This window comes from Xenorhabdus griffiniae (assembly GCF_001028135.1).
Lineage (GTDB): Bacteria > Pseudomonadota > Gammaproteobacteria > Enterobacterales > Enterobacteriaceae > Xenorhabdus > Xenorhabdus bakwenae.
Window position 1 is genome coordinate 25,340 of the sequence record NZ_LDNM01000021.1, and the last position, 25,756, is coordinate 51,095.

Annotated in this window: 21 protein-coding genes and 1 pseudogene; 15 read left to right on the plus strand and 7 right to left on the minus strand. The window is 46.1% G+C overall.

Going from position 1 to position 25,756, the window contains the following annotated elements; translation table 11 throughout:
- Positions 1-63: 63 nt before the first annotated feature.
- Both iolD and AAY47_RS22620 read right to left on the minus strand, forming a co-directional pair.
- Positions 64-1,998: a 3D-(3,5/4)-trihydroxycyclohexane-1,2-dione acylhydrolase (decyclizing) gene (gene iolD, locus AAY47_RS06755; RefSeq protein WP_200897753.1), complete on the minus strand. Its 1,935-nt coding sequence runs from the start codon at positions 1,996-1,998 to the stop codon at positions 64-66.
- 25 nt (positions 1,999-2,023) lie between these two features.
- Positions 2,024-2,286: pseudogene (locus AAY47_RS22620) on the minus strand (aldehyde dehydrogenase family protein); the annotation flags it as partial.
- A gap of 527 nt (positions 2,287-2,813) precedes the next feature.
- On the opposite strand from AAY47_RS22620, the gene AAY47_RS06760 reads away from it, so the two are divergent.
- A complete protein-coding gene (locus tag AAY47_RS06760) occupies positions 2,814-4,487 on the plus strand; it encodes a condensation domain-containing protein (RefSeq protein ID WP_047768157.1) in 1,674 nt (557 codons plus the stop codon).
- A gap of 91 nt (positions 4,488-4,578) precedes the next feature.
- Here AAY47_RS06760 and AAY47_RS06765 read toward each other — a convergent pair whose 3' ends face one another.
- On the minus strand, positions 4,579-5,346 hold the full coding sequence (locus AAY47_RS06765) for an SDR family oxidoreductase (protein WP_235428304.1): 768 nt from the start codon (positions 5,344-5,346) through the stop codon (positions 4,579-4,581).
- 359 nt (positions 5,347-5,705) lie between these two features.
- Here AAY47_RS06765 and AAY47_RS06770 point away from each other — a divergent pair, with 359 nt between their 5' ends.
- Positions 5,706-6,743, plus strand: coding sequence for a zinc-dependent alcohol dehydrogenase family protein (locus AAY47_RS06770; RefSeq protein WP_047768158.1), 1,038 nt, complete (start codon positions 5,706-5,708; stop codon positions 6,741-6,743).
- 180 nt (positions 6,744-6,923) lie between these two features.
- Here AAY47_RS06770 and hpaR read toward each other — a convergent pair whose 3' ends face one another.
- Entirely contained in the window at positions 6,924-7,373 is a 450-nt protein-coding gene (hpaR, locus tag AAY47_RS06775) for a homoprotocatechuate degradation operon regulator HpaR (protein ID WP_047768160.1), read from the minus strand.
- A 387-nt stretch (positions 7,374-7,760) separates the two neighbouring features.
- Here hpaR and AAY47_RS06780 point away from each other — a divergent pair, with 387 nt between their 5' ends.
- From AAY47_RS06780 to dtpB, 13 genes are all read left to right on the plus strand, one after another.
- Positions 7,761-8,393 (plus strand): fumarylacetoacetate hydrolase family protein, encoded by a 633-nt coding sequence (locus AAY47_RS06780; protein ID WP_047768162.1) that lies wholly within the window; start codon positions 7,761-7,763, stop codon positions 8,391-8,393.
- The gene (locus tag AAY47_RS06785; protein WP_047768164.1) at positions 8,390-9,154 is read left to right on the plus strand and encodes a fumarylacetoacetate hydrolase family protein; all 765 of its coding nucleotides are present in this window, start codon (positions 8,390-8,392) and stop codon (positions 9,152-9,154) included. Before AAY47_RS06780 ends, AAY47_RS06785 begins: the two co-directional genes overlap by 4 nt.
- On the plus strand, positions 9,151-10,617 hold the full coding sequence (hpaE, locus tag AAY47_RS06790) for a 5-carboxymethyl-2-hydroxymuconate semialdehyde dehydrogenase (RefSeq protein WP_047768165.1): 1,467 nt from the start codon (positions 9,151-9,153) through the stop codon (positions 10,615-10,617). Before AAY47_RS06785 ends, hpaE begins: the two co-directional genes overlap by 4 nt.
- Positions 10,618-10,649: 32 nt before the next feature.
- Positions 10,650-11,531, plus strand: a complete 882-nt coding sequence (gene hpaD, locus AAY47_RS06795; RefSeq protein WP_047768167.1) for a 3,4-dihydroxyphenylacetate 2,3-dioxygenase — start codon at positions 10,650-10,652, stop codon at positions 11,529-11,531.
- Between the two features lie 12 nt (positions 11,532-11,543).
- Positions 11,544-11,933, plus strand: coding sequence for a 5-carboxymethyl-2-hydroxymuconate Delta-isomerase (locus AAY47_RS06800; protein ID WP_047768168.1), 390 nt, complete (start codon positions 11,544-11,546; stop codon positions 11,931-11,933).
- 24 nt (positions 11,934-11,957) lie between these two features.
- On the plus strand, positions 11,958-13,430 hold the full coding sequence (locus AAY47_RS06805) for an NAD-dependent succinate-semialdehyde dehydrogenase (protein ID WP_047768170.1): 1,473 nt from the start codon (positions 11,958-11,960) through the stop codon (positions 13,428-13,430).
- Between the two features lie 5 nt (positions 13,431-13,435).
- Complete coding sequence (gene hpaH, locus AAY47_RS06810) at positions 13,436-14,239, plus strand: 2-oxo-hept-4-ene-1,7-dioate hydratase (RefSeq protein WP_047768172.1); 804 nt, start codon at positions 13,436-13,438, stop codon at positions 14,237-14,239.
- A gap of 18 nt (positions 14,240-14,257) precedes the next feature.
- On the plus strand, positions 14,258-15,025 hold the full coding sequence (hpaI, locus tag AAY47_RS06815; protein WP_047768175.1) for a 4-hydroxy-2-oxoheptanedioate aldolase: 768 nt from the start codon (positions 14,258-14,260) through the stop codon (positions 15,023-15,025).
- Between the two features lie 170 nt (positions 15,026-15,195).
- Positions 15,196-16,563: a 4-hydroxyphenylacetate permease gene (hpaX, locus tag AAY47_RS06820; protein WP_047768177.1), complete on the plus strand. Its 1,368-nt coding sequence runs from the start codon at positions 15,196-15,198 to the stop codon at positions 16,561-16,563.
- Between the two features lie 53 nt (positions 16,564-16,616).
- The gene (gene hpaA, locus AAY47_RS06825; RefSeq protein WP_047768179.1) at positions 16,617-17,531 is read left to right on the plus strand and encodes a 4-hydroxyphenylacetate catabolism regulatory protein HpaA; all 915 of its coding nucleotides are present in this window, start codon (positions 16,617-16,619) and stop codon (positions 17,529-17,531) included.
- 230 nt (positions 17,532-17,761) lie between these two features.
- Positions 17,762-19,324 (plus strand): 4-hydroxyphenylacetate 3-monooxygenase, oxygenase component, encoded by a 1,563-nt coding sequence (gene hpaB / locus AAY47_RS06830; protein WP_047768181.1) that lies wholly within the window; start codon positions 17,762-17,764, stop codon positions 19,322-19,324.
- A 19-nt stretch (positions 19,325-19,343) separates the two neighbouring features.
- A complete protein-coding gene (gene hpaC, locus AAY47_RS06835; protein ID WP_047768183.1) occupies positions 19,344-19,862 on the plus strand; it encodes a 4-hydroxyphenylacetate 3-monooxygenase, reductase component in 519 nt (172 codons plus the stop codon).
- 683 nt (positions 19,863-20,545) lie between these two features.
- A complete protein-coding gene (dtpB, locus tag AAY47_RS06840) occupies positions 20,546-22,000 on the plus strand; it encodes a dipeptide/tripeptide permease DtpB (RefSeq protein WP_047768185.1) in 1,455 nt (484 codons plus the stop codon).
- Positions 22,001-22,255: 255 nt separating this feature from the next.
- On the opposite strand, the gene fbaA is transcribed toward dtpB, so the two are convergent.
- The 3 genes from fbaA to epd all read right to left on the minus strand — a co-directional run bounded on the left by fbaA (position 22,256) and on the right by epd (position 25,650).
- Positions 22,256-23,332, minus strand: coding sequence for a class II fructose-bisphosphate aldolase (gene fbaA / locus AAY47_RS06845; RefSeq protein WP_047768187.1), 1,077 nt, complete (start codon positions 23,330-23,332; stop codon positions 22,256-22,258).
- Between the two features lie 57 nt (positions 23,333-23,389).
- Entirely contained in the window at positions 23,390-24,556 is a 1,167-nt protein-coding gene (pgk, locus tag AAY47_RS06850; protein WP_047768189.1) for a phosphoglycerate kinase, read from the minus strand.
- 74 nt (positions 24,557-24,630) lie between these two features.
- Positions 24,631-25,650 (minus strand): erythrose-4-phosphate dehydrogenase, encoded by a 1,020-nt coding sequence (gene epd / locus AAY47_RS06855; protein ID WP_047768191.1) that lies wholly within the window; start codon positions 25,648-25,650, stop codon positions 24,631-24,633.
- Positions 25,651-25,756 lie beyond the last annotated feature (106 nt).

Genomic DNA, 25,756 nt, shown 5'->3' on the forward strand with positions numbered 1-25,756 from the left:
TGTACGTTGTGGTTTTTTCGCCCAGCCCTCAAATAACTCTGATCAATAAATCCCGTATCGCAACTAATACTGACGCACTTTTTTCTCCACATAGTCCCTGATTTTTTCCGCTGATGCGGCAATGTCTGGATTATCAGCAACCTGTGCAGTTCCTATTCGCCACCATGATTCATAATCATGCGTCATGGTTTTAGGCAGTACTTTAATGTCGATTAATGTCGCACAGGGCTGCTTCTGCGCATCCTGCAACGCAGCAATTAATTGTTGTTCATCATACACTCGATAACTTTTGCAGCCGTAGCTTTCCGCATTCCTGGCAAAATCCACCGGTATCAACCCCCCATCCAACCGGCCATTTCGCGGATTGCGATAACGATTTTCCGTGGCAAAACTCCCCATGCCTTGACTCATCTGTAAGTTATTGATGCAACCAAATCCCGCATTATCAAACAGCAGCACAGTGATCTTAATACCTTCCTGAATAGCCGTTTGTAATTCACTGTGCAGCATCAAATAGGAACCATCACCAACCATTGCGTAAACCGGCTGTTCAGGACACGCGAGTTTTGCCCCCAATGATGCAGCAATTTCATATCCCATACAGGAATAGCCATATTCAAGGTGATAAGTATCAGGCACTTTCGGTTGCCAAACGCGCTGTAAATCGCCCGGCAGAGAACCCGCAGCCCCCACAATGATGGCATTGGGTTCCAGATACTGATCCATCAAGCCAAGTACACGGGTTTGGGTCAGATTGGTTTGCAATGTTGCACTGTACTCTTCCAATTTTTCATCCAAATGCCCCGCAATCTCTGGCTTGAATCCAGCCTGATATTGAATGGAAAACAATCGTTCTAATTCCTGCTGCCAGGCTGCTTTCGCCTGAACAATTTCTTGCTGCCACGCCGAACGCCATGCTGTTGTTGACAGAGCCTGTGCAATGGCATTGAGTCCTTCTCTGGCATCCGCCAGAACACCTACGGCATCCAGTTTGCCGGCGTCAAATTCTGCAACATTGATGGTAAGAAATTCCACTTCTGGGTGTTGGAACAGCGACTTTGAGGCCGTCGTAAAATCGGTAAAACGGGTGCCAACACCGATAATCAAATCGGCTTCTTTAGCCAGCTGATTCGCCGCCAAACAACCTGTCGTGCCAATGCCGCCACAATTCAGTGGATGGGCAGCCACAATCGCACTTTTTCCCGCCTGCGTTTCAGCAAATGGGAGATGGAAGGTTTCAGCAAAATGGCGGAAAGCTTCATGCGCGTCGGAATAACGTACGCCACCACCACAAATCAACAGCGGCTTTCTCTTGCGCTGAATCAGTGCCATTGCCTCTTGAATGCGCACCTGAGAAGCTGGACGACGTTCAATTTGGTGAACCCGTTTCTGGAAGAAGTAATCTGGATAATCCCATATTTCGCCCTGAACATCTTGCGGAAGACAGATCGTGACAGCCCCCGTATCTGCCGGGTCCGTCAATACCCGCATGGCGTGGAGCAGGGCTGTCATCAACTGCTCCGGGCGCGAAATGCGATCCCAATAGCGGGATACTGGACGGAAGCAATCATTGGTACTCATGGTGCCATCACCATATTGTTCAATCTGTTGTAAAACGGGATCTGGCTGGCGGCAAGCAAAGGTATCTCCCGGCAACAACAGTAATGGGATACGATTCGCAGTTGCCGTTGCGGCAGCCGTCACCATATTGGCCGCACCAGGCCCAACAGAAGAGGTGACGGCAAACATCTGCCGACGTTTTTTCTGTTTGGCAAAGCCCGTTGCAATATGTGCCATCCCCTGTTCATTACAGCCCTGATAAACACGAAGATGCCCAGGCTCCTGCTCCAATGCCTGCCCTAATCCCACCACATTACCGTGACCAAATATTGTGAACACACCTCGAATAAAGGGGGCTTCCTCCCCATCAACATTGATATATTGCTGGTTAAGAAATTTGACTAAGGCTTGAGCCATCGTCATTTTCTTCGTCTTTATTGCTCTGTTTTTCATGACATAGCGACTCCATCGTCGGCATCACAAAATGGCTATCGTGATGTTCTAAACGCACACTGGCGGGCCAACGGCTAGTGACGGTTTTCATGCGGGTATAGACGCGCCCCCCGTCATGACCATGTATATTCAGTGGCCCAAAAATGGAACACTTCCAGCCACCGAAGCTATGAAATGCCATCAGTACTGGGATGGGGATATTCACACCGACCATACCAGATTGAACGTCTTCATTGAACTGACGAGCCGTTTCACCATGCGGGTAAATAAGGCATATTGATCACGCCTATCATGATCAGCATCGCTATTAAATAGCCGTGCCTAAAATTCTAGTTCTTAATATTTTATGGATATTGATTTACTTAAAATAATCTTTAATTGTTTTCAATCTATAGGTATCCTTTCCAAACAAATAGCTAATAATGGCACAACTGCATCAATGGATAAGTTTATTACAAATCAATGCACTGACAAAAAACCCCCTCCTTTGCCAGACAAAATAATCAAATTATTAGAATGTCACGAAACAATGACATTTAATGTCAATAAATGACTTCCTGCAATAGTGATTAGCTTCATTATTGGAATGGATTTAACTAGCTGTTTTTTCATCTAACAAAAATACAGGCTGAGTATGCTCAATAAGCAGATATACCAATCCAACTTCAAAATGCGTGTTATATTTTCCCGCGCAGCGGGGAAATATAAGGCCTCGCGTCGTTTTGCAGATTGCAACTTGAAGTTTATCGAATATATCAAGCTGTATTGAATATAATTTAGAATCATAGCGGAGTACTCACATGGATAAGATTCTAGCCTCTCCATTTATTCATTTTTTTTGGCAATCATGGGTTCTTGAACCTCAATCACCTAAATACAATATCGTTATAGAACAGAGCATTAAAGGAAATCTAGATGAAAGTAGATTAAAATTGGCTCTGCAAGAATTTATTAATATTTATCCTTTATTCAAATATCGGATTGAAGAAAAAAATGATGAATTATATTGGGTATTAGGCTCAGATAATATTGAGTTTACCTACCTTTCTAATAACGAAGAACAATTGAATCAGTTTGCTCTGCGGCCATTTGACCTCAGAAAAGGGCCAGTCGTTCGTTTTGGTTTACTCAAAGAGGCAAAACAGCAATTTCACTTATTCATTGTACTGCACCATATCATCGGTGACGGGCAGGGGATAGAAGAGTTTTTTCATAATATCGCTGATCTGTACAACCAACGTCCTCTGCGCCATTCCCCTATGACGCTGCAACAAGCGTCAGAAAAATTTGTACAAGATCATCAACTTTTACAGTTGTTGGGCAAATATAACCCCGAACAATACTGGAAAAAGTGCCTGTCAGGCATGACTACCCGTAACCCATTACCCTATTTGCCTCAACAAGCGATAGGTGAACCTGAATTACCTAATGAATTTCGTTTCAATTTGTCATTGGAAGATTGGGAGAACCTCTCAAAATCTTTATCCCCTTGTAAACCGTTCCTCGTATTTAAAACGTTATGGGCAACATTAGTGGCCCAGTATACCGGAACGGGTGACGCTCACCTTATCTATCCCGTTGCAGTCGCCGGCGGGGAGTCTGTTTCGCTTGGTGCACAAATCAATGCCGTTGTTTTCCCTCTGCGTTTTAATGAGACGGATAGTTTTAATTCTCTCTATCAGGCCACGTTAAATTATAGTGCATCATTGAAGGTGCAGCCTGATCTGCGTTTGTCAAGTTTGCCTATATTCCAAGCTGTGCCCACCAATCTTATCAATAATCTCAATGTCGGTATCAATCAGGCCAGTTTTAAGGATCTCAATCTGGAATTAGACGGATGTGAGGTCCATTACGGTAGTCGTTTCAATAACGATTTAGCCGTTACAGAATGGATACTGGAATATCATCTGGAAGAGGGGCATTGGGCTTTTCGTATCCGCTACCATCCTAACCTTTTCCATGCTAAACAAATCAAAGCGTTAGGTGAACAATTCCAGCAATTGTTGGTTAATGCCCTGTCTCATCCCGAAACGCCAATATCACAGTTTTCTTTGCTAACACCTGATCAGGCGCAGACATTACTGGAATACGGTAGTCCACAACAACCAGGCGACACAAGGTCAGAACGACACAATCCCCGGGTGAACGATGTGATACGGAAACATTATCAACAGGCAATCGGACAATCACAATCTGCTGAAATATCAGGCATCCAAGTCTATGTGTTGAATGAACGATTACAGATGGTGCCAATGGGGTTAAAGGGCGAACTTTATCTCTCCGGGCCAGAATTGAATAATAAATATTTGGAGCAATCAGCATTGGCAGAAAAACAGCTGATTACCAATCCATTTGTTCAATATACCAAGGATAAATGGCTTTATCGCACTGGTGAGCAAGTACGCTGGTTGCCAAATGGAGAGCTGGAATATCTGGGGACAGAGAACTACGATTTTCTGAAAGAGGCGAGTTAATCTAACCGTTAGGTGAAAAAACGGCGTGATCGTTATGCTAACCAAGCCTATGAATCACGCCAAATTATTACGCCTGCTTATTGATCACCACTTATTCAACATCCTGAAAAGTCGGCCCCTGGAAATAAATAGCTTTAATGTGACAATGACGGGGTTGGGTGATAACAAACCGGATGGTTTCCCATACTGAACGGCCATTAAGCAATTGCCTCCCCATTTTTTTCTGGTTATCCAGAACTTCATCAAAACCATTAAGTTCAAAGTCAGGCGGATAAAGCCCGGTCACGCGAATATTTTCTTTGCTTAAATGATGAGCTAAATTCTGGCTAAAGCCACTCATAGCATGTTTGGCGGCAAAGAATGCCGGATGAGCGACAGATTCGGTAAATTGGGGAATACCACAAACCGATACCATAGCAACAATATCGGCACCCTGTGATTGACGCAAGCTCGGCAATAGCGCTTTGGTCAGCAAGATAGAACCTGTTATACCTGAATTCACCGTACTGACAATATCGGCGTCATTGTCACCTTCCCCTAACCGCCCCTCCAGCCATTGAGCTGCACTTAAGATCAAAATATCGATAGGTTGATTGTCTTGTAGCAACTGAATAGCAAAATCGCTAACGGAGTGGGCATGACTCATATCGCATTGATAACCTCTGGCGATACCTCCTTCACGGCGAATAATCTCACAGGTTGCTTCCGCACTGGCTAACTGACGGGCACAGAGATCAACATATGCCCCTTCACGCGCCAGCCAAACAGAAACTGCTTGCCCAAAATCGCGTCCTCCGCCTGTTACAACAACACGTTTACCTTTTAATTTGCTTGTTCCGCTGGCTTCATTAAACATCATGTTGGCTTTCCTTATATCAGTTATCAAAGCTGGATGAGGAACCGTCACTTTGTCAGTTAGGTTTATTGATAATTTACTGTTTAGAAAGCCAACCTTACTTGATAATTTTCACCATAGCCCTACTGTTTTGTGCTGTTTTTTGTACTATCTGAAAAAACGTTAATCATGTTTCAAATACGAACGTTTTCCTGCACATATTCGCCATATTTTATTTCACGACTGACTCAGAGAGTACTCTGAAAATCGAAAATGTTTACATCTGCTAAACTTTAGGCAACAGATAACGTCAATCGTGTGCTCTGGGTTACTGTCATTCTTAACACCATAAAATCACAACCATTACCTGTGAAGGGGGTTATATGAAAGCACTTGTTTATCATGGAGCCGGAAAAAAACGCTGGGAAGAAAAAGCACCACCCCAACTCATTGAACCAACAGATGCTATCGTCCGTATTGTCAAAACCACCATCTGTGGTACAGATCTGCATATCCTCAAGGGAGATGTTCCTACTGTCGAGCAAGGCCGAACATTGGGTCATGAAGGTATTGGGATCGTTGAATCAATTGGGGAATCGGTTCGCAATATCAAAGTCGGTGATAAGGTCATTATTTCCTGTATCACCGTCTGCGGGAGTTGCAACTATTGTAAACGCCAGCTTTATGCGCACTGTAAAGAGGGTGGCTGGATCCTGGGGCATAAAATTGATGGTACTCAGGCAGAAAAAGTGCGTATTCCTCATGCTGATAATAGCCTGCATCGTCTGCCAGACGGTGTCGATGAAAACGCGGCATTAATGCTCAGTGACATCCTGCCAACAGGTCTTGAAATGGGTGTTATCAATGGCAAGGTCCAGCCGGGCCAGACCATCGCCCTAATTGGTGCGGGTCCCGTCGGGCTATCAGCATTACTGGCCTCACAATTTTACTCTCCGGCACATATCATCATGATCGATACTGATGATAACCGCCTCAGTGTTGCCCGGCAGCTTGGGGCTAACACGGTTATCAACCCGGCAAAACAAAACGTCGTAGAAGCTATCAATAAACTGACTGACGGTATTGGTGTAGACGTCGCCATTGAGTGTGTGGGTATTCCCGCAACTTTCAAAATATGTCAGGACATCATTGCAGCGGGTGGATTCATTGCTAATGTTGGTGTCCACGGCAAATCTGTTGACCTGCATCTGGAAAGCCTCTGGATAAAAAACATTACCATTACGACTGGACTGGTAAACACAAGCAGTACTCCCATGCTGCTGAAAAGTGTTCAATCCGGCAAAATTGCACCTGAAAAGCTGGTCACTCACCATTATCCATTGAGTGAAATAGAGACCGCTTATGAAATAGTTGGTAATGCAGCTCAAGAGAAAGCACTGAAAATTGTTTTGTCGGCATAGTGGGTATAACAGGAGACAATTCTTCCAGCTAAATGATGACACTGCCATTCGACTGATACAGAAAAGCCGCCGCAATATACTGCATCAATGCGCTTATGCAATTCATTACGGCGGCCTTTATACTGTACTTGGCACTGCGCTTGATTTCTTGCTTTGTTAACTTATTAATAAACCTTCAACCTACAGTTTGCATTCTTCATCCAAATCTGCTTGAGAGAGGTTCCCGATAGTAATAAATTCATCCAATAGCCCTAAAAGTTGGGCCAATTTTTCTGGAGAAAAAGCGTTCTCAATCGCCTTATATCCCTCAGCGATCTGCCCTTTTGCCTGCTCATAGAGTTCCTGGCCTGCCGGAGTCAAAGAAACATACAGCTTACGCTGATCATTCATAGGCTTCATGCGGAAGATAAGTCCATCACGCTCCATACGTGTCAAAATACCTGTCAGGCTTGGACGCAAGATACAAGTAAGACAAGCTAAGTCATGAAAATCAATAGAACGGCTACTCGCAAGTACACGAATAATACGCCATTGTTGTTCAGTTAAATTATAGCTCTTCAAAATAGGCCGAAAAAAACCCATAGCGGTTTCTCTCGCTTGAAGCAATGCAATTGTCAAGGATTCATGCATAAGTAAAAGTGACTCTTTAGTTAATCGCCAGTCATTCTTTATAAGTTTAACGCCCATGCTATGTATTACAGACAACATGAACACCAAAAAGCCTAACACGCTCAAAATCATCCACAAAGGGGAAAGATTTCAACATTAACAAATAAATAAAATCATCCCATCCGCAAAAAGTTAATTAAAAGTTAAATCCAATCCCAAATGACCTTGATTAAAAATATAACAGGCTGATCTTTATGTAGTAAAAATGATCAACAATAAAGTGTTGTTACATAGATCACAATTAAAACTAACAATCCCCTTAACATATTGAAGATTGCCAACACATGTCTTATTAATATATTAACAAGTGATTTTGCAACACGTCATTCAGGTTTCAAGGAGCTGTCCATGAAAGGCACTGTTTTTGCCGTTGCCCTCAATCATAGTAGCCAGATCCGTTTCTGGCATGAGGCATTTAACCAAGAACCTTATAAAACACCCCCCAAAACGCCTATTTGGTTTATCAAACCCCGCAATACCGTGATTAATTCAGGGGATATTATTCCGCATCCTGTCGGGGAAACGGTACAAAGCGGCGCAACTCTAGCGCTGTTGATTGGAAAAACAGCCCGCAAAGTTTCTGTTCAGGATGCCGAACAGTATATTGCTGGTTACGCATTGGCAAACGAAGTTAGCCTGCCTGAAACGTCATTCTACCGCCCTGCCATTAAAGCAAAATGTCGGGACGGTTTTTGTCCGATAGGCCAAATGACCAGGATCAACTCGGTAGCATCACTCGATATTGTGACTGAAATCAACGGCCAGGAAGTTGATCGTTGGTCTACTCAAGATCTCGTCCGTTCAGCCGCTGAATTATTGGCAGCATTAAGCGAATTCGCCACCTTAAACGAAAGCGATGCAATTCTATTGGGAACGCCTCATCAGCGCGTTACTCTTCATCCTGCCGATAAGGTCACGGTCAAGGCCAAAGGCTTCCCTGACTTAGAAAATACGGTTGTATTGTCAGGAGGTCAGGTATGAGATACGCCAAAATTCATTATCAGGGTCAGGATCTCACTGTTACCGTTGACGCACAGGAAAATGTCTTCTTGCCAGATGGAAATACGGTCAGCGGTGAAGCGGTTATATGGCTTCCCCCCGCCAGCGGCACACTGTTCGCATTGGGGCTAAATTATGCCGATCACGCAACAGAGCTGGAATTTAAGCCACCAGAAGAGCCACTGGTATTTATCAAAGCAGCCAATAGCTTAACCGGACACCGGCAGGTTTCTGTCCGTCCTGATAATGTGGCATATATGCATTATGAAGCAGAATTGGTTGTCGTGATGGGTAAACCTGCTCACAAAGTTTCCAGAGAAGAGTCCATGAACTACGTTGCGGGTTATACCGTTTGTAACGATTACGCCATTCGTGATTATCTGGAAAATTACTATCGGCCAAACCTGCGGGTAAAAAGCCGCGATACGCTCACCCCAATCGGTCCGTGGATCATAGATAAACAGCAGATCGCTGATCCGCATAATCTGACCTTGAAAACATGGGTAAACGGTGAACTCCGTCAACAAGGCACAACCGCCGATTTGATCTTCGACATTCCTTTCTTAATCACCTATCTCAGTGATTTTATGACATTGCAACCCGGCGACATGATCGCCACCGGAACCCCCAAAGGGTTGTCCAACGTTGTTCCCGGGGATGAAGTTATCGTGGAAGTCGAAGGTGTTGGACGCTTAGTTAATCGCATTGTCAGCCCGCAAGAATATGAGGAGCGTTTGTCATGACCATGATTAACCATTGGATCAATGGCAAGAATATCGGCAGCAAAACCTATTTCACAACGACTAATCCTGCAACAGGTGAGGTGCTGGCTGAGGTTGCATCCGGCGGGCAGGAAGAGATTACCCAAGCCGTTGCGGCGGCCAAAGAAGCGTTCCCCAAGTGGGCAAATACCCCAATGAAAGAACGCGCTCGTTTGATGCGCCGTTTGGGTGAATTAATCGACCAAAATGTTCCCGCTATTTCTGCGCTGGAAACCAAGGATACGGGTCTTCCCATCCATCAGACACAAAATGTCTTGATCCCACGGGCTTCGCAGAATTTCAGTTTTTTCGCTGAAATTTGTCAGCAGATGAACGGGCGCACTTATCCCGTCGATGACACCATGCTCAACTATACATTAATCCAGCCTGTTGGCGTTTGCGCACTGATTTCCCCGTGGAACGTGCCTTTTATGACGGCGACGTGGAAAGTCGCACCCTGTCTGGCGCTGGGAAATACGGCGGTTTTGAAGATGTCCGAACTTTCCCCGTTGACAGCCAACCGTCTGGGCGAACTGGCGTTGGAAGCCGGCATTCCGGCCGGGGTGTTAAATGTGGTACAGGGCTACGGTAACACCGCAGGCGATGCGCTGGTAAAAAATCATGATGTGCGCGCGGTCTCTTTCACCGGCGGGACCGCAACGGGTCGCCTGATCATGCAAAATGCCGGACTGAAAAAATACTCTATGGAATTAGGCGGAAAATCCCCTGTCCTCATTTTTGAGGATGCAGATATTGAACGCGCACTGGATGCCGCCCTGTTCACCATTTTCTCTCTCAATGGTGAACGCTGTACGGCGGGTTCCCGCATTTTTATCCAGGAAAGTATCTACCCCGAATTCGTCAAACGCTTTGCTGAACGCGCTAATCAGCTACGTGTCGGTGATCCCCAGGATCCGCAAACCCAGGTTGGCAGCCTGATAAGCCAGCCACACTGGGAAAAAGTCTCCAATTATATTCGGTTGGGGATCGAAGAAGGTGCCACACTGCTGGCCGGAGGTCCCGATAAACCTGCCGATTTACCTGCCCCTCTAAAAAATGGCCACTTCTTGCGCCCTACCGTATTGGCGGATGTGGATAACCGTATGCGGGTGGCACAGGAAGAGATTTTCGGCCCTGTCGCTTGTCTGCTGCCGTTTAAGAGCGAAGAAGACGGGCTGCGCATGGCTAATGATGTGGAATATGGCCTGGCCTCTTATATCTGGACACAGGATGTCAGCAAGGTTTTGCGTCTGGCACGTAATATTGAGGCCGGCATGGTGTTTGTCAATTCCCAGAACGTTCGAGATCTGCGTCAACCATTTGGCGGCATAAAAGCTTCCGGTGTGGGGCGTGAAGGCGGGGAATACAGTTTCGACGTGTTTGCCGAAGTGAAAAACGTTTGTATCTCAATGGGAAAGCACCCAATTCCTCGTTGGGGTGCTTGAATAACTGCCATCCTGATACCAGGTGAGGGTTTATGGGAAAGTTAGCGTTAGCAGCGAAAATTACACATGTCCCTTCTATGTACCTGTCTGAATTGCCAGGCAAGCATCACGGTTGCCGACAAAGCGCTATTGACGGGCACAAAGAGATCAGCCGGCGCTGCCGTGAGATGGGCGTTGATACGATTATTATTTTCGATACGCATTGGCTGGTTAACAGCGCCTATCATATTAACTGTTCCGACCATTTTTCCGGCATTTATACCAGTAATGAGTTGCCACATTTTATCCGCGATATGACCTATGAGTATGACGGCAACCCGGCGTTAGGCAGAATGATTGCAGAAGAAGCACGCCAGATGGGTGTTCGCGCTCAGTCACACGAGATCCCAAGCCTGAAACTGGAATATGGCACGCTGGTGCCCATGCGTTATATGAACAGCGACCGCCATTTCAAGGTCATTTCAATTTCTGCCTTTTGTACTGTCCATGCGTTTGACGACAGCCGTAAACTGGGAGAAGCGATTTTACGGGCGATTGAGAAATACAATGGCACGGTTGCGGTACTGGCAAGCGGTTCGCTGTCACACAGTTTCATTGACGATCAACGGGCCGAAGAAGGCATGAACAGCTATACCCGTGAGTTCGATGAGCAGATGGATCGCCGGGTCGTGCAGCTTTGGAAAGAAGGCAAGTTCGAAGAATTTTGCAAAATGTTACCGGAATATGCGCAATATTGCCGGGGAGAAGGCAACATGCATGATACCGTGATGTTGCTGGGACTGCTCGGATGGGACAAGTATGACGGCAAGGTGGAATTTTTGACGGAATTGTTTGCCAGTTCCGGGACGGGGCAGGTTAACGCGGTTTTCCCGCTGCCGGATTATTTTGTTAACCAAAAGAAAACGGATGCCTGACAGGAGAAAACCGTGCCACATTTTTATGCTGAATGTACTGAAAATATCCGTGATGAAGCCAGATTGCCGGCATTATTTGCTAAAGTGAATCAGGCGCTGGCGGATACAGGCATTTTTCCGCTGGGCGGTATCCGCAGCCGTGCCATTTGGTTGGATACCTGGCAAATGGCGGATGGTGAGCAGGATTACGCCTTCGTTCATATGACACTGAAAATAGGTGCCGGACGCAACCTTGAGGATCAACAAAAAGTCGGAGAAATGTTGTTTGACTTAATCAAGGCGCATTTCAGTGAATTGATGGCACTGCGTTATCTGGGCCTCTCTTTCACGATGGAAGAACTTGATCCGGTGCTGAATTATAAATCCAATAATGTTCATAGCCTGTTTAAAACAAAAAAGTAACGATTTTAGTGAGAAGAAGAAACTATGACGAATCATCTGGATATACCATTGCTGCGTCAACAGGCCTATATCAACGGTCAATGGGTTGACGCGGAAAATAAAGCAACTTTTGAAGTCATTAACCCTGCCAATGGTAAAGTCATTGCCAATGTCAGTGACCTGGGCGCCAAAGAGACACAGTCTGCCATTGAAGCCGCCCATAATGCCCTGCCTGCATGGCGGTCGTTGACAGCAAAACAGCGTAGCCAAAAGCTCAAGCAATGGTTCCATCTGGTGATGGAAAACCAAACCGCCTTAGCAGAAATACTGAGCATGGAACAAGGCAAATCCCACACCGAGGCAATGGGCGAAATTGCTTACGGTGCCAGTTTTATCGAATGGTTTGCGGAAGAAGGCAAACGCATGTATGGCGAAACATTGCCTTCGCCAATGCCGGGCCGCCGTCTCGCCACCATCAAACAACCGATTGGCGTCGTTGCGGCTATTACACCGTGGAATTTCCCCAATGCGATGATCACCCGTAAAGTGGCCCCTGCACTGGCGGCGGGATGTACGGTGGTTCTGAAACCTGCGGCTGAAACGCCCCTTTCTGCGCTGGCTTTAGTCGTCCTGGCGGAACAGGCAGGCATTCCGGCTGGCGTCTTCAATATCGTCACGGGAATGGATGCCAAAGCCATTGGTGAAGTGCTGACCTCAAGCCCTATCGTGCGCAAACTTTCGTTCACCGGCTCTACGCGGGTTGGCAAGTTATTAATGGCACAAAGCGCCGATACGGTGAAAAAACTCTCCCTCGAACTGGGTGGCAATGCGCCTTTTATCGTGTTTGATGATGCCGATCTTGATGCGGCGGTAGCGGGCGCAATGGCGGCGAAATTCCGTAACAGCGGGCAAACCTGTGTGTGTGCCAACCGTATTTTGGTACAGGAAGGTATTTATGAGGCTTTTGCCGAACGTCTGGCTCATGCAGTCAAACAGCTTCGGGTGGGGCCAGCCACTGATAGCGCATCACAGCAAGGCCCGCTGATTAATCAGGCGGCTGTAGAAAAAGTACGGGCGCATATCAGTGATGCCGTTTCCAACGGCGCACGCATCCTGACGGGAGGAAAATCCCACACGCTGGGGGGGTTGTTCTTTGAGCCAACGGTACTGACAGATGTTACTGAATTCATGTTAGTTGCTCACGAAGAAACCTTCGGCCCTCTGGCTCCACTGTTCAAATTCCGTGATGAAGACGAGGCTATCCGCATTGCTAACAGTACTGAATTTGGCCTGGCTGCTTATTTCTATTCCCGTGACATTGGCCGAATTTACCGTGTGGCGGAAGCGTTGGAAAGTGGCATGGTAGGTATCAATGAAGGTTTGATTTCCAACGAAATCGCGCCATTTGGCGGTATCAAGCAATCGGGGCTGGGACGTGAGGGTTCACGTTACGGTATTGAGGATTATCTGGAAGTGAAATACCTCTGTTTTGGCGGGTTGGAAGCGAAAGGAGCTTAACCCCTATGCTACAGCAAGAAATCGTATCACGCGCCGCACGCCGTTTACATCAGGCAGAGCAAAGCCGTGAGCAAATCCGACAAATCTCATTGGACTATCCAGAGATAACAATTGAGGATGCTTACGCCATTCAACGTGAATGGGTGAATTTAAAAATCAAGGAGGGCCGAATTCTCAAGGGACATAAGATTGGTCTGACCTCAAAAGCCATGCAAGCCAGTTCACAGATTAATGAACCGGATTATGGTGCCCTGCTGGATGATATGTTTTTTCAAGACGGCGGTGATATTCCTTGTGAACGCTTTATTGTGCCCCGTATTGAGACCGAACTGGCTTTTGTGCTGGCAAAACCCTTGCGAGGCCCGAACTGTACGCTGTTTGATGTGTATAACGCAACAGATTACGTCATTCCCGCCCTGGAACTGATTGATGCCCGTTGTCACAACATCGATCCCGAAACGCAGCGTCCACGCAAGGTATTCGATACGATTTCTGACAATGCCGCCAATGGTGGGGTGATTATCGGGGGGCGGCCGATCAAGCCAGATGAACTGGATCTGCGCTGGGTTAGTGCCCTGCTCTACCGTAATGGTGTGATTGAAGAATCCGGCGTGGCAGCCGCAGTTCTCAATCATCCCGCCAATGGTGTGGCATGGCTTGCCAATAAACTGGCACCACATGGTGTTCAACTTGAAGCAGGCCAGATTATTCTGGCTGGATCTTTTACCCGTCCAGTCCCGGCACGTAAAGGTGATACCTTTCATGTGGATTATGGCGTGTTAGGGTCAATTAGCTGTCACTTTGTTTAAATCTGTCGAGGTAACACCATGGATCAGCTAACAAATAAATTTAAACATGCCCTGAAAGCAGGGCACCCACAAATCGGATTATGGCTTGGGTTATGCAGCGGGTATAGCGCGGAAATACTGGCAGGAACAGGATTTGATTGGCTGTTGATTGATGGTGAACACGCGCCCAATGAGATTTCCACCATTCTTGCCCAATTACAAGGCATGGCTCCTTACCCAAGCCAGCCGGTTGTTCGTCCGGCATGGAATGATCCAGTGATCGTCAAACCGTTGCTGGATATTGGTGCCCAGACGTTATTGTTCCCGATGATTCAAAATGCGGCGCAAGCGCGTGACGCGGTCAGGGCGACTCGCTATCCCCCCACGGGTATTCGTGGCGTAGGCAGTGCTCTGGCACGCGCTTCCCGCTGGAACCGCATTCCTGACTATCTGTCTCGTGCCAATGACGAAATTTGTGTATTAGTACAGGCAGAAACCCGTGAGGCCCTGCAAAACCTACCGGAGATAGCGGCTGTCGAAGGCGTTGATGGTGTGTTTATCGGCCCGGCCGATCTCAGTGCGGATATGGGCCACATCGGTAACCCGCAACATCCTGAAGTTCAGGCTGCTATCGACCAAGCCATTGTTCAGATCCAGTCTGCCGGCAAGGCTGCCGGCATTTTGATGACCAATGTCGATGCAGCTAAACATTATCTTAATTTGGGGGCGCTGTTCGTTGCCGTAGGGGTTGATACCATCCTATTAACCGGAGCAGCCCATGCTTTGGCAAAGCATTTCGGCAAATAATCAGCCAATCATCGACAAAAAACAATGCCCCGGAATGGCTGATGTTGATCACGACACCAGCCATAGCAATTGAAGTTCCTAATCTCTGAGCAAACAAGCACATATAACTAATAGATTTCAAATCCCCGCCCAAAGGAAAATCAAGCCACTCACAAAACAAGGAAACAGCGATGAGCATTTCACCTGATACTATACCAAAATCCGAAAATCCCCCCCATCAACCTAAAAAACTGACCGCCCAACAGCAAAGTGTCATCAATAAATTATTCCGCCGCCTGATCCTCTTTCTCTTTGTCCTGTTTGTTTTCTCTTTTTTGGATCGTATCAATATTGGGTTTGCTGGTTTGACGATGGGAAAAGATCTCGGTTTAACATCCACCATGTTCGGTTTGGCTGCTACGCTGTTTTACGCCACTTACGTTATTTTCGGCATTCCCAGCAATGTGATGTTGAGTATTGTGGGAGCTCGTCGCTGGATTGCGACCATCATGGTGTTATGGGGGATCGCTTCCACCGCCACAATGTTTGCCACGGGTCCCACGAGCCTGTATATCCTGCGGATGCTGGTGGGCATTGCGGAAGCAGGCTTTTTGCCGGGGATTTTGGTTTATCTGACTTATTGGTTTCCGGCCTATTATCGCGCACGTGCCAATGCGCTGTTTATGGTTGCCATGCCCGTAACGATGGCGTTTGGTTCACTCATTTCCGGTTATATTCTGGCAATGGATGGCATCTGGGATCTGCGTGGTTGGCAGTGGTTGTTTTTGCTGGAAGGCTTCCCTTCTGTTTTACTTGGTTTTGCTGTCTGGTGTTATCTGGATGATTCACCAGAAAAGGCCAAATGGTTAACTCGTGAAGATAAGCAGTGCCTTCACGAGATGATAGAAAACGATAAGCTTTCTATAACCCAGCCCAATGAACAGATTCAACCACAAAAAAACCGCTTATGGCGCGAAGTTTTTACCCCAATGGTATTGATGTACACCTTCGCTTATTTCTGCCTGACCAACACCTTAAGTGCCATTAATATCTGGACGCCACAGATTATGCAAAGTTTCAATCAGGGCAGCAGCCATGTGATGATCGGCATTTTGACTGCCATTCCACAATTCTGCACGATCTTGGGCATGGTTTACTGGAGCCGCCGCTCAGACCGCCGGCAAGAACGCAGAATGCACACAGCCTTACCCTACCTGTTTGCCGCCGCAGGTTGGATTTTAACTTCACTGACTAATAACAGCATAGTGCAACTGTTGGGGATCATTATGGCTTCCACCGGATCGTTTACCGCTATGGCGGTATTCTGGACAACGCCAGATCAATCGATTAGCTTGCGTGCCCGCGCCGTGGGGATCGCGGTGATCAATGCTACGGGTAATGTGGGGTCTGCCGTCAGTCCTTTACTGATCGGCTGGTTAAAAGATCAAACAGGGCATTTTAACACCGGGCTTTATTTCGTAGCCGGATTACTCATCATCGGTGCATTAATCGTTTTTCTGATCCCGATGAAACATTCACGGCCACAGGCAAGCGCATAAATAATGAGCAACCATTGATACCTTAGCCAACAATAAGATACAGGAGGAAATTGATGACTGTATCCAATGTGCCCAAAGCCAATAAATCCATCATCACTAATATCGATATCAGCAAGGACTATGACGAAACTCGGGGATCGGATGATGTTCACTACCAAACTTTTGGTCGTATGGCGGCATTTTTCGGGCGTAATATGCAGGCGCATCGCCATAACGGTTTTTTCCAACTCCATTATCTGGTGACAGGACGAATCGAACTGCAATTAGACGCACAGCATTATTCCGTACAAGCCCCTCTGTTTATCCTGACGCCACCTTCTGTTCCCCACGCCTTTTTTACGCAGGAAGATACGGACGGTTATGTACTGACCGTCCGTCAGGAGCTGATCACTCCATTGCTCGGTTCACTTTATCCCACCCATCGAGAACTGGTTGATATTCCGGCTATCTGTCTTTCCGTCGCGGATAAATATGATGAATTGGAAACATTCAACCATTATTGGGCACTGATTGGGCGTGAGTCTGCCAACCCATTCACCGGACGAGAACAAGCACTAACTTTCCTGGCTCAATCTCTGTTTACCTTTTTGCTACGTAGTATTCCCCTTGACGATCATCACTGCGGTGGTGTCAGAGGAGAATTGAAACTGTTTCAGCGCTTTAACCGATTGATTGATCAACACTATCACCAGCATCTTGCCGTGCCAGAATATGCAGAAAAATTGGGAATTACAGAATCACGCCTAAAGGATATGTGCCGACGCTTTGCCAATCGACCACCAAAAAAGCTGATCTTTGACCGACTACTGCGGGAAGCAAAACGGTTATTGCTGTTTAGTGATAGTCCCGTATTTGAGATAGCGTATCAGCTTGGGTTTAAAGATCCTGCTTACTTCACCCGATTTTTTAATCGGTTAGTGGGGTGTTCACCGAGTGTCTGGCGGGAGAGAAATGTAATTGGGGAATAAACCGGGATAAGCAAGCAAAAAATAATGATTACCAAAACACAAAGCCGGTCACATTTACGCAACAAACTCTCTGCTTTTATCGAAAAGTACCAGTAAATCCTCCGAAAGTCTCTTCTAAAAGAGCCGTTTAATCGCTTCAATCAAACAGTGAAACAAACATAAAATTAACAACCACCCCCCATATGGATAACAAATCAAAATAAGGGGATTTTTTGGAGCATGAGGTTGCTATGAGACTAGAAAATTTGCGTGCTGATCATAAACGCCCATTTACCAGTAAAGAATACCTGAATTCACTTCAGGATAGCCGCGAGATTTACATCTATGGTGAACGGGTCAAAGATGTCACAACACACCCGGCTTTCCGCAATGCGGCTGCTTCAATCGGTCAACTGTATGATGCCCTTCATGCCCCGGAAACCCACGATGTACTCTGCTGGGATACCGATACCGGTAGTGGTGGCTACACGCACAAATTCTTCCGTTTCGCCACCAGCGCTGATGATATCCGCCAGCAGCGCGATGCTATTGCTGAATGGTCACGCCTAAATTATGGCTGGATGGGGCGTTCACCCGATTATAAAGCGGCATTCTGCTGCTCACTGGGTGCTTATCCTGAATATTATGGACAATTCGCTGACAATGCCCGTATCTGGTATAAGCGCATTCAGGAAAGCTGTGTCTATTTCAATCATGCGATTGTTAATCCACCGATTGATCGCCATAAACCCGCAGATCAGGTCAAAGATGTTTTTATCCAGATAGAAAAAGAGACAGATGCCGGAATTATTGTCAGTGGTGCCAAAGTCGTTGCCACCAATTCAGCCCTGACGCACTATAATTTTATCGGTTTTGGCTCTGCACAAGTTATGGGAGATAATCCTGATTTTGCCCTTATGTTTGTTGCACCAATGGATGCCGATGGCGTGAAATTAATCTCCCGCGCCTCTTATGAATTGGTGGCCGGTGCGACTGGCTCCCCCTTTGATTACCCCCTTTCCAGTCGGTTTGATGAAAATGACGCCATTCTGGTCATGGATAAGGTATTAATTCCGTGGGAAAACGTGTTAATTTATCGCGATTTTGATCGCGCCCGTAATTGGGCGGTGCAAAGTGGTTTTGCACGGCTGTTCCCCATGCAAGCCTGTGTACGTCTTGCCGTTAAGCTCGATTTCATGACGGCACTGTTGCAAAAAAGCCTTGAATGCACTGGCGTGGTGGAATTCCGCGGTGTTCAGGCTGATTTGGGAGAAGTCGTTGCATGGCGCAATCTGTTCTGGTCACTGACCGATGCGATGTGGGCAGAAGCCAAGCCGTGGGAAAATGGCGCTTATTTGCCTGATACTCAAGCAATTCAGACTTATCGCGTGATGGCTCCCATGGCTTACACAAAAATCAAGAATATCATTGAAAGCAATGTCACCAGCGGCTTGATTTATTTGCCATCCAGTGTGCGTGACATGAATAATCCTGAGATCAATAAGTATCTTGAAAAATATGTCCGTGGCTCAAATGGTATTGATCATGTGGAACGGATCAAAATCTTGAAATTAATGTGGGATGCCATTGGCAGTGAGTTCGGTGGTCGCCATGAATTATACGAAATTAATTATGCCGGCAGTCAGGACGAAATTCGCCTGCAATGCCTGCGTCACGCCCATGGTTCCGGCAATATGAAGAAAATGATGGCATTGGTCGATCGCTGCCTTTCTGACTATGATGTGAAGGGTTGGACCCGTCCCCACTTACACAATAACTGTGATATTAACCTGTTAGATAAGCTGCTGAAATAAATCAGGAGCAGGAGCTAGTATGTCTGTAGAAAATAAACATCGCTTGCGTTTCAGGGATGCGATGGCAAGCCTTTCCGCTGCGGTGAATATCATCACCACGGATGGTCCTGCGGGACGTTGCGGTATGACTGCAACGGCGGTGTGCTCAGTGACAGATACGCCTCCGACTCTGATGGTATGTATTAATCGCGATAGCGCCATGAATCCGGTATTTCAGGAAAATGGTCATCTGTGTGTCAATATCCTGGATCATGAACAGGAATTGATGGCACGCCATTTCGCGGGCATGACGGGTATCAGCATGGAAGAGCGCTTTAATTGGGATATCTGGAAAACTGGCATACTGGGACAACCCTTGCTACAAGGGGCACTCGCCAATTTAGAGGGATGTATTAAGCAAGTACAGGAAGTCGGTACTCACTATGTCTATCTGGTGGAAATAAAACAGATCCTTGTTCGTGAAGAAGGTCATGGCCTTATTTACTTTAAGCGTAATTTTCACCCAGTGATGGATAAAAATATGGCAGCCGTTGTTTAAAAACAGCGCATTAAAACAGAAATATTCTTAACACAACCTCCCGACATGAAGGCTCCTTAACAAAGAGCTTTCATCTCTCAATTCTTATCAATATCTTTTTAATGGATATTTAATAGACTCGATAAACTTCAAGTTGCAATCCGCCAGACGACGCGAGGCCTTATATTTCCCCGCTGTGCGGGGAAATATGACACGTATCTTGAAGTTGGATTGATATAGACTTAGCACTGAATATTGGCCAAAAATTTCAGTCTGAAAATCCTCAATCCCACCTCAAAATACATAATTAAAACTTTTTATATAAATAAAAGAAATTCAATTTCATAATCATTTTTATTTCATCTACCTCGCTTAAACAAATAACAAACAACAGAGATTGAATGACAAGCAAATTGATTTATTTGCGAGCACAAAACTCCCTTATTAATAACTTTTGATATTAATTTGGTGAATATTCTGCCAGATCTGGTATTACTCTTTTTAGTTATTGTGATCAATCGTTGAGAAGATGTCATACCAGTACATTAACCTCCCTTGTTTTACGATCACCTTGAATAAATAAACAAAATCACAACCTAAGTGATACATTTAAGTTACAAATATGTTAACAGCAGTATAATTATCTGAATATATTTTTATCTGAGTGTATTGCCCATCTAATGATAGCAAACAGAGGCATCACTATGAGTAAAACCGCGCCGATCGGTTTATGGGATCAACCCAAACCTTTCTTCATGATATTTTTTGTAGAACTGTGGGAACGATTTGGCTACTACGGTGTTCAAGGCATTTTGGCTGTTTACTTCGTTCAACAGCTCGGTTTTTCAGAAGCACAATCATTTATCACTTTTGGTGCATTTACTGCGCTGGTCTACGGCCTGATTTCCATCGGTGGTTATGTTGGTGATCACTTACTGGGGACAAAACGTACCATTGTTTTAGGGACTATCATACTGGCAATAGGCTATTTTATGATTGGCCTTTCCATCATAAATCCTGAGCTGATTTTTTATGCCTTGGGAACCGTCGCTGTCGGTAATGGCCTTTTCAAAGCTAACCCTGCCAGTCTGCTGGCAAAATGTTACCAGCCGCAAGACCCACGTTTGGATGGTGCATTCACGCTATTTTATATGTCCATCAATCTTGGCTCTCTGGTTTCCCTCTCTTTTGCCCCCGTTATTGCCGAAAAATATGGTTATGCAGTCACCTACAATATCTGTGGTATCGGTCTGATTACTGCCCTGCTGGTTTATATCGCCTGCCGTCGTATAGTACATAACATCGGTTCAGAGCCAGACCATGCCCCTTTGCGCTATACCACCTTATTTTTGGTCTTGATTGGTACAGTCACTATGATTGGCATTTGTACATGGTTATTGCACAACATCAAAATTGCCAATATTGCCCTCATGACGATCTCCACCATTGTTGTGGTGATTTTCTTCTGGCAGGCATTCAAACAAGACAGAGTCGGTCGCAATAAAATGTTTGTGGCATTTATTCTGATGCTTCAGGCTATCGTGTTCTTTATCCTGTATAACCAGATGCCAACCTCCCTCAATTTCTTCGCCATCAATAATGTTCACCACCAGATTCTGGGTTTTAATATCAATCCCATTAGTTTTCAAGCACTGAATCCATTCTGGATCATCATCGTCAGCCCTATCCTGGCCGTGGTTTACACTAAACTGGGTAACAAAGGTAAAGATTTTTCCATGCCAACAAAATTCACCTTCGGCATGTTCTTATGCTCCCTGGGCTTCCTGACCGCCGCCGCCTCTGGTTTATTTGCCGATGAGAGTGGTATTACATCCCCATGGATTATCGTACTGGTGTATCTGTTCCAGAGCATCGGGGAGTTAATGATTAGTGCATTGGGATTGGCAATGGTAGCAACGTTTGTTCCTAGCTACCTGACTGGTTTTATCCTGGGCATGTGGTTCCTGTCACAAGCTACGGCATCAGTATTGGGGAGTTATGTAGCAACCTTTACTGCCGCACCGGAAGGCGTGACGGACCCACTTCAAACCCTGCCAATTTATACGGGTGTATTTGGCAAAATTGGGATTGCCACACTGATTGTCGCCGTGATTATGGCCTTTATGGTGCCGTGGTTGAACAAGATTATGAAAGCGTAACTTGCCTAACCCTGCTTGATTAAACAAATGTTCTGCACGTTAATAAGTCAAATAACAGGTGGGGAAATATCCAGTTGAGCTGGCTAATTCAAAAAGAACTTAGCCAGCTTTTACATGAACTATACCAATTCAACTTCAAGATGCGTGTTATATTTCTCCGCTGCGCGGGGAAATATAAGGCCTCGCGTCGTCTTGCGGATTGCAACTTGAAGTTCATCGAGTATAAATAATAAATTTCATATAAATAACAATTTATTACAGCACATCAACCGCATTCAGTTCTTTAAAGGCCTGCTCCAGACGAATAACCATAGAAGCCTGAGCAGAACGCAGCCAAACCCGTGGGTCGTAGAATTTCTTGTTAGGCTTATCTGCGCCTTCTGGGTTACCCAACTGGCCTTGTAGGTAACCTTCGTTCTTTTTGTAGTAATTCAGAATACCTTCCCAAGTTGCCCACTGGGTATCGGTATCGATATTCATTTTCACTACACCGTAGCTCACGGCTTCCTGAATCTCTTCTGCGGTAGAGCCTGAGCCACCGTGGAAGACAAAGTCCAGGCTGTTGTGTGGCAGGTTGAATTTTTCAGAAACGTAATCCTGTGAGTTGCGCAGGATTTTTGGCGTCAGTTTAACGTTGCCTGGTTTGTATACACCGTGAACATTACCGAAAGAAGCCGCGATGGTGAAACGTGGGCTGATAGCGTTCAGTTTCTCATACGCATAAGCCACATCTTCCGGCTGGGTGTACAGGGAAGAACTGTCCAGATGGGAGTTATCAACACCATCTTCTTCACCACCAGTACAACCCAGTTCGATTTCCAGTGTCATGTCGATTTTTGCCATGCGTGCCAGATATTGACTGCAAATCTCGATATTTTCTTCCAGAGATTCTTCTGACAGGTCGATCATATGAGAGGAGAACAGCGGTTTGCCAGTTTGTGCGTAGTGTTTCTCACCCGCATCCAGCAGCCCGTCGATCCATGGCAGCAGTTTACGGGCACAATGATCGGTATGCAGGATAACCGGCACACCATAATGTTCTGCCATCTGGTGAACGTGGTGAGCACCCGAAATAGCACCAATAATCGCCGCTTGCTGACCTTCTGCTTTCAGCCCCTTACCGGCAATGAAAGAGGCACCACCGTTGGAAAACTGGATAATGACCGGAGCACGTACTTTTGCCGCCGTTTCCAACACTGCGTTGATGGAATCAGTACCAACGCAGTTAACCGCTGGCAACGCGAAATTGTTTTCTTTAGCGATGGCAAAGACTTTTTGAACATCATCACCAGTGATGACACCCGGTTTTACGAAATCAAAAATTTTAGACATGTTACGTGGTCCTGTATTGACATTGAACAGGCAGCCAATGCTGCCTGTTATCACAACTTAATTACTTTTAGCACGTTCTTCCAGCATCACAACGGCTGGCAGTTTTTTGCCTTCAACGAACTCAAGGAAAGCACCACCACCAGTAGAGATGTAAGAGATCTTGTCAGCAATTTCGAACAGATCGATTGCCGCCAAGGTATCACCGCCACCTGCGATTGAGAAAGCATCACTTTCAGCAATTGCACGGGCAATAATTTCGGTTCCTTTACGGAAGTTAGGAAATTCAAACACACCGACCGGGCCATTCCACAAAATGGTCCTGGCGCTTTTCAGGATTTCAGCCAGACGTTCGGCAGAAGCATCACCCAGGTCAAGGATCTGCTCTTCATCTTTAATTTCGCTGGTCGATTTCAGCGTCGCTTGCGCAGTCTCAGAGAATTCTGTCGCAACACGAACATCGGTAGGAACCGGGATGTCACAGCTTTCCATCAGTTTTTTCGCTTCAGGAATCAAATCATCTTCGTACAGTGAACGGCCAACATTATGCCCTTCTGCGGCAACAAACGTATTGGCAATCCCACCACCGACGATCAGCTGATCGGCAATTTTGGTCAGTGAATCAAGAACAGTCAGTTTGGTTGAAACCTTAGAGCCACCCACAATCGCCACCATTGGACGAGCAGGATTGTGCAGTGCCTTACCCAACGCTTCCAGCTCACCAGACAGCAGCGGACCAGCACAAGCAATTGGAGCAAACTTGGCAACGCCGTGAGTGGATGCCTGAGCACGATGTGCAGTACCAAAAGCATCCATTACATACACATCACACAGTGCAGCATACTGCTTCGACAACATTTCATCGTCTTTTTTCTCACCTTTGTTGAAGCGAACGTTTTCCAGAACAACGAGTTCGCCTTCCGCCACGTCAACACCATCCAGATAGTTTTTTTCCAGACGAACAGGAGAAGAAAGTGCTTCTTTCAGATAATCAACGACAGGTTGCAGTGAGAACGCTTCGTTGTATTCCCCCTCAGTCGGACGTCCCAGGTGAGAAGTAACCATGACCTTGGCTCCCTGACTCAACGCAGCCTCAATCGTCGGCAAAGATGCACGGATACGTGCATCAGAGGTAACTTTGCCATCTTTTACAGGCACATTCAGATCAGAACGGATCAAGACACGTTTACCCGCCAGATCTAAATCAGTCATCTTAATTACAGACATGGTGAATCCTCTCATTGATTCTTTATAAAATTACTCAATCTTCTGCTGTGTGCCGTTTGTGACACAACAAATGATTATTTGAAACCGGTTGCGGCCATTGCCAGCGTCGTATCAATCATACGATTGGCAAAGCCCCACTCATTGTCACACCACATCAGGGTTTTAATCAGGTGTTTCCCGCTCACCCTCGTTTGTGTGCCATCCACAATAGCACTGTGGGGATCGTGGTTAAAATCCGTTGAAACCAACGGCAAATCCGTGTAATTCACTATACCACGAAACTCCCTGACCGCTGATTTTTGCAGGATCTGGTTCACATCTTCAACATTCACTGCCGAGCGGACGGTGACACTTAAATCAATGGCCGTCACATTGATAGTGGGCACCCGAACAGAAATCGCCTCAAACCGATCATTGAATTTAGGAAAAACACGTGTGATCCCCGCAGCCAGTTTTGTATCAACAGGAATAATGGATTGACTAGCCGCCCGGGTTCGACGTAAATCACAGTGATAAGCATCAATCACGGGTTGATCATTCATTGATGCGTGGATGGTTGTCACCGTACCTGATTCAATATTGAACGCATCATCCAACACTTTGATGATTGGAATAATGCAGTTTGTTGTACAGGATGCATTAGAAACAATACGATCTTCGGCAACCAATGAATGGTGATTGACACCATATACCACAGTCGCATCCAGATTATTTCCCCCTGGATGTGAAAACAGGACTTTTTTAGCCCCACTCGCGATATGAGACTCTCCGTCTGCCCGCTCACCATATTTACCCGTGCAGTCAAGTACAATATCAATATCCAGCGCTTTCCACGGCAGGGCTGAGATATTCGGTTGATGAAATAACCGAATACTGTTTTCTCCTACTTGCAGTAAATCATTATTCAGGCGTACATCCCATGCAAAACGCCCATGACTGGAATCGTATTTCAATAAGTGAGCAATGCCTTGTGCATCTGCCAACTCATTGATAGCGATCACTGAAATTTCAGCTTGACGCCCGGATTCGTAAAGAGCACGCAACACGCTGCGCCCAACTCTCCCGAAACCGTTAATCGCTACCCTGATAGTCATGTTACTCCCTGAATTTCTCTGTAGTTACGCAACCGCTTAGGATAACTGAGCAATGTCTGCTTGTACTGATAATTCATCACAAAATTAACCAGATTGTGACATACAA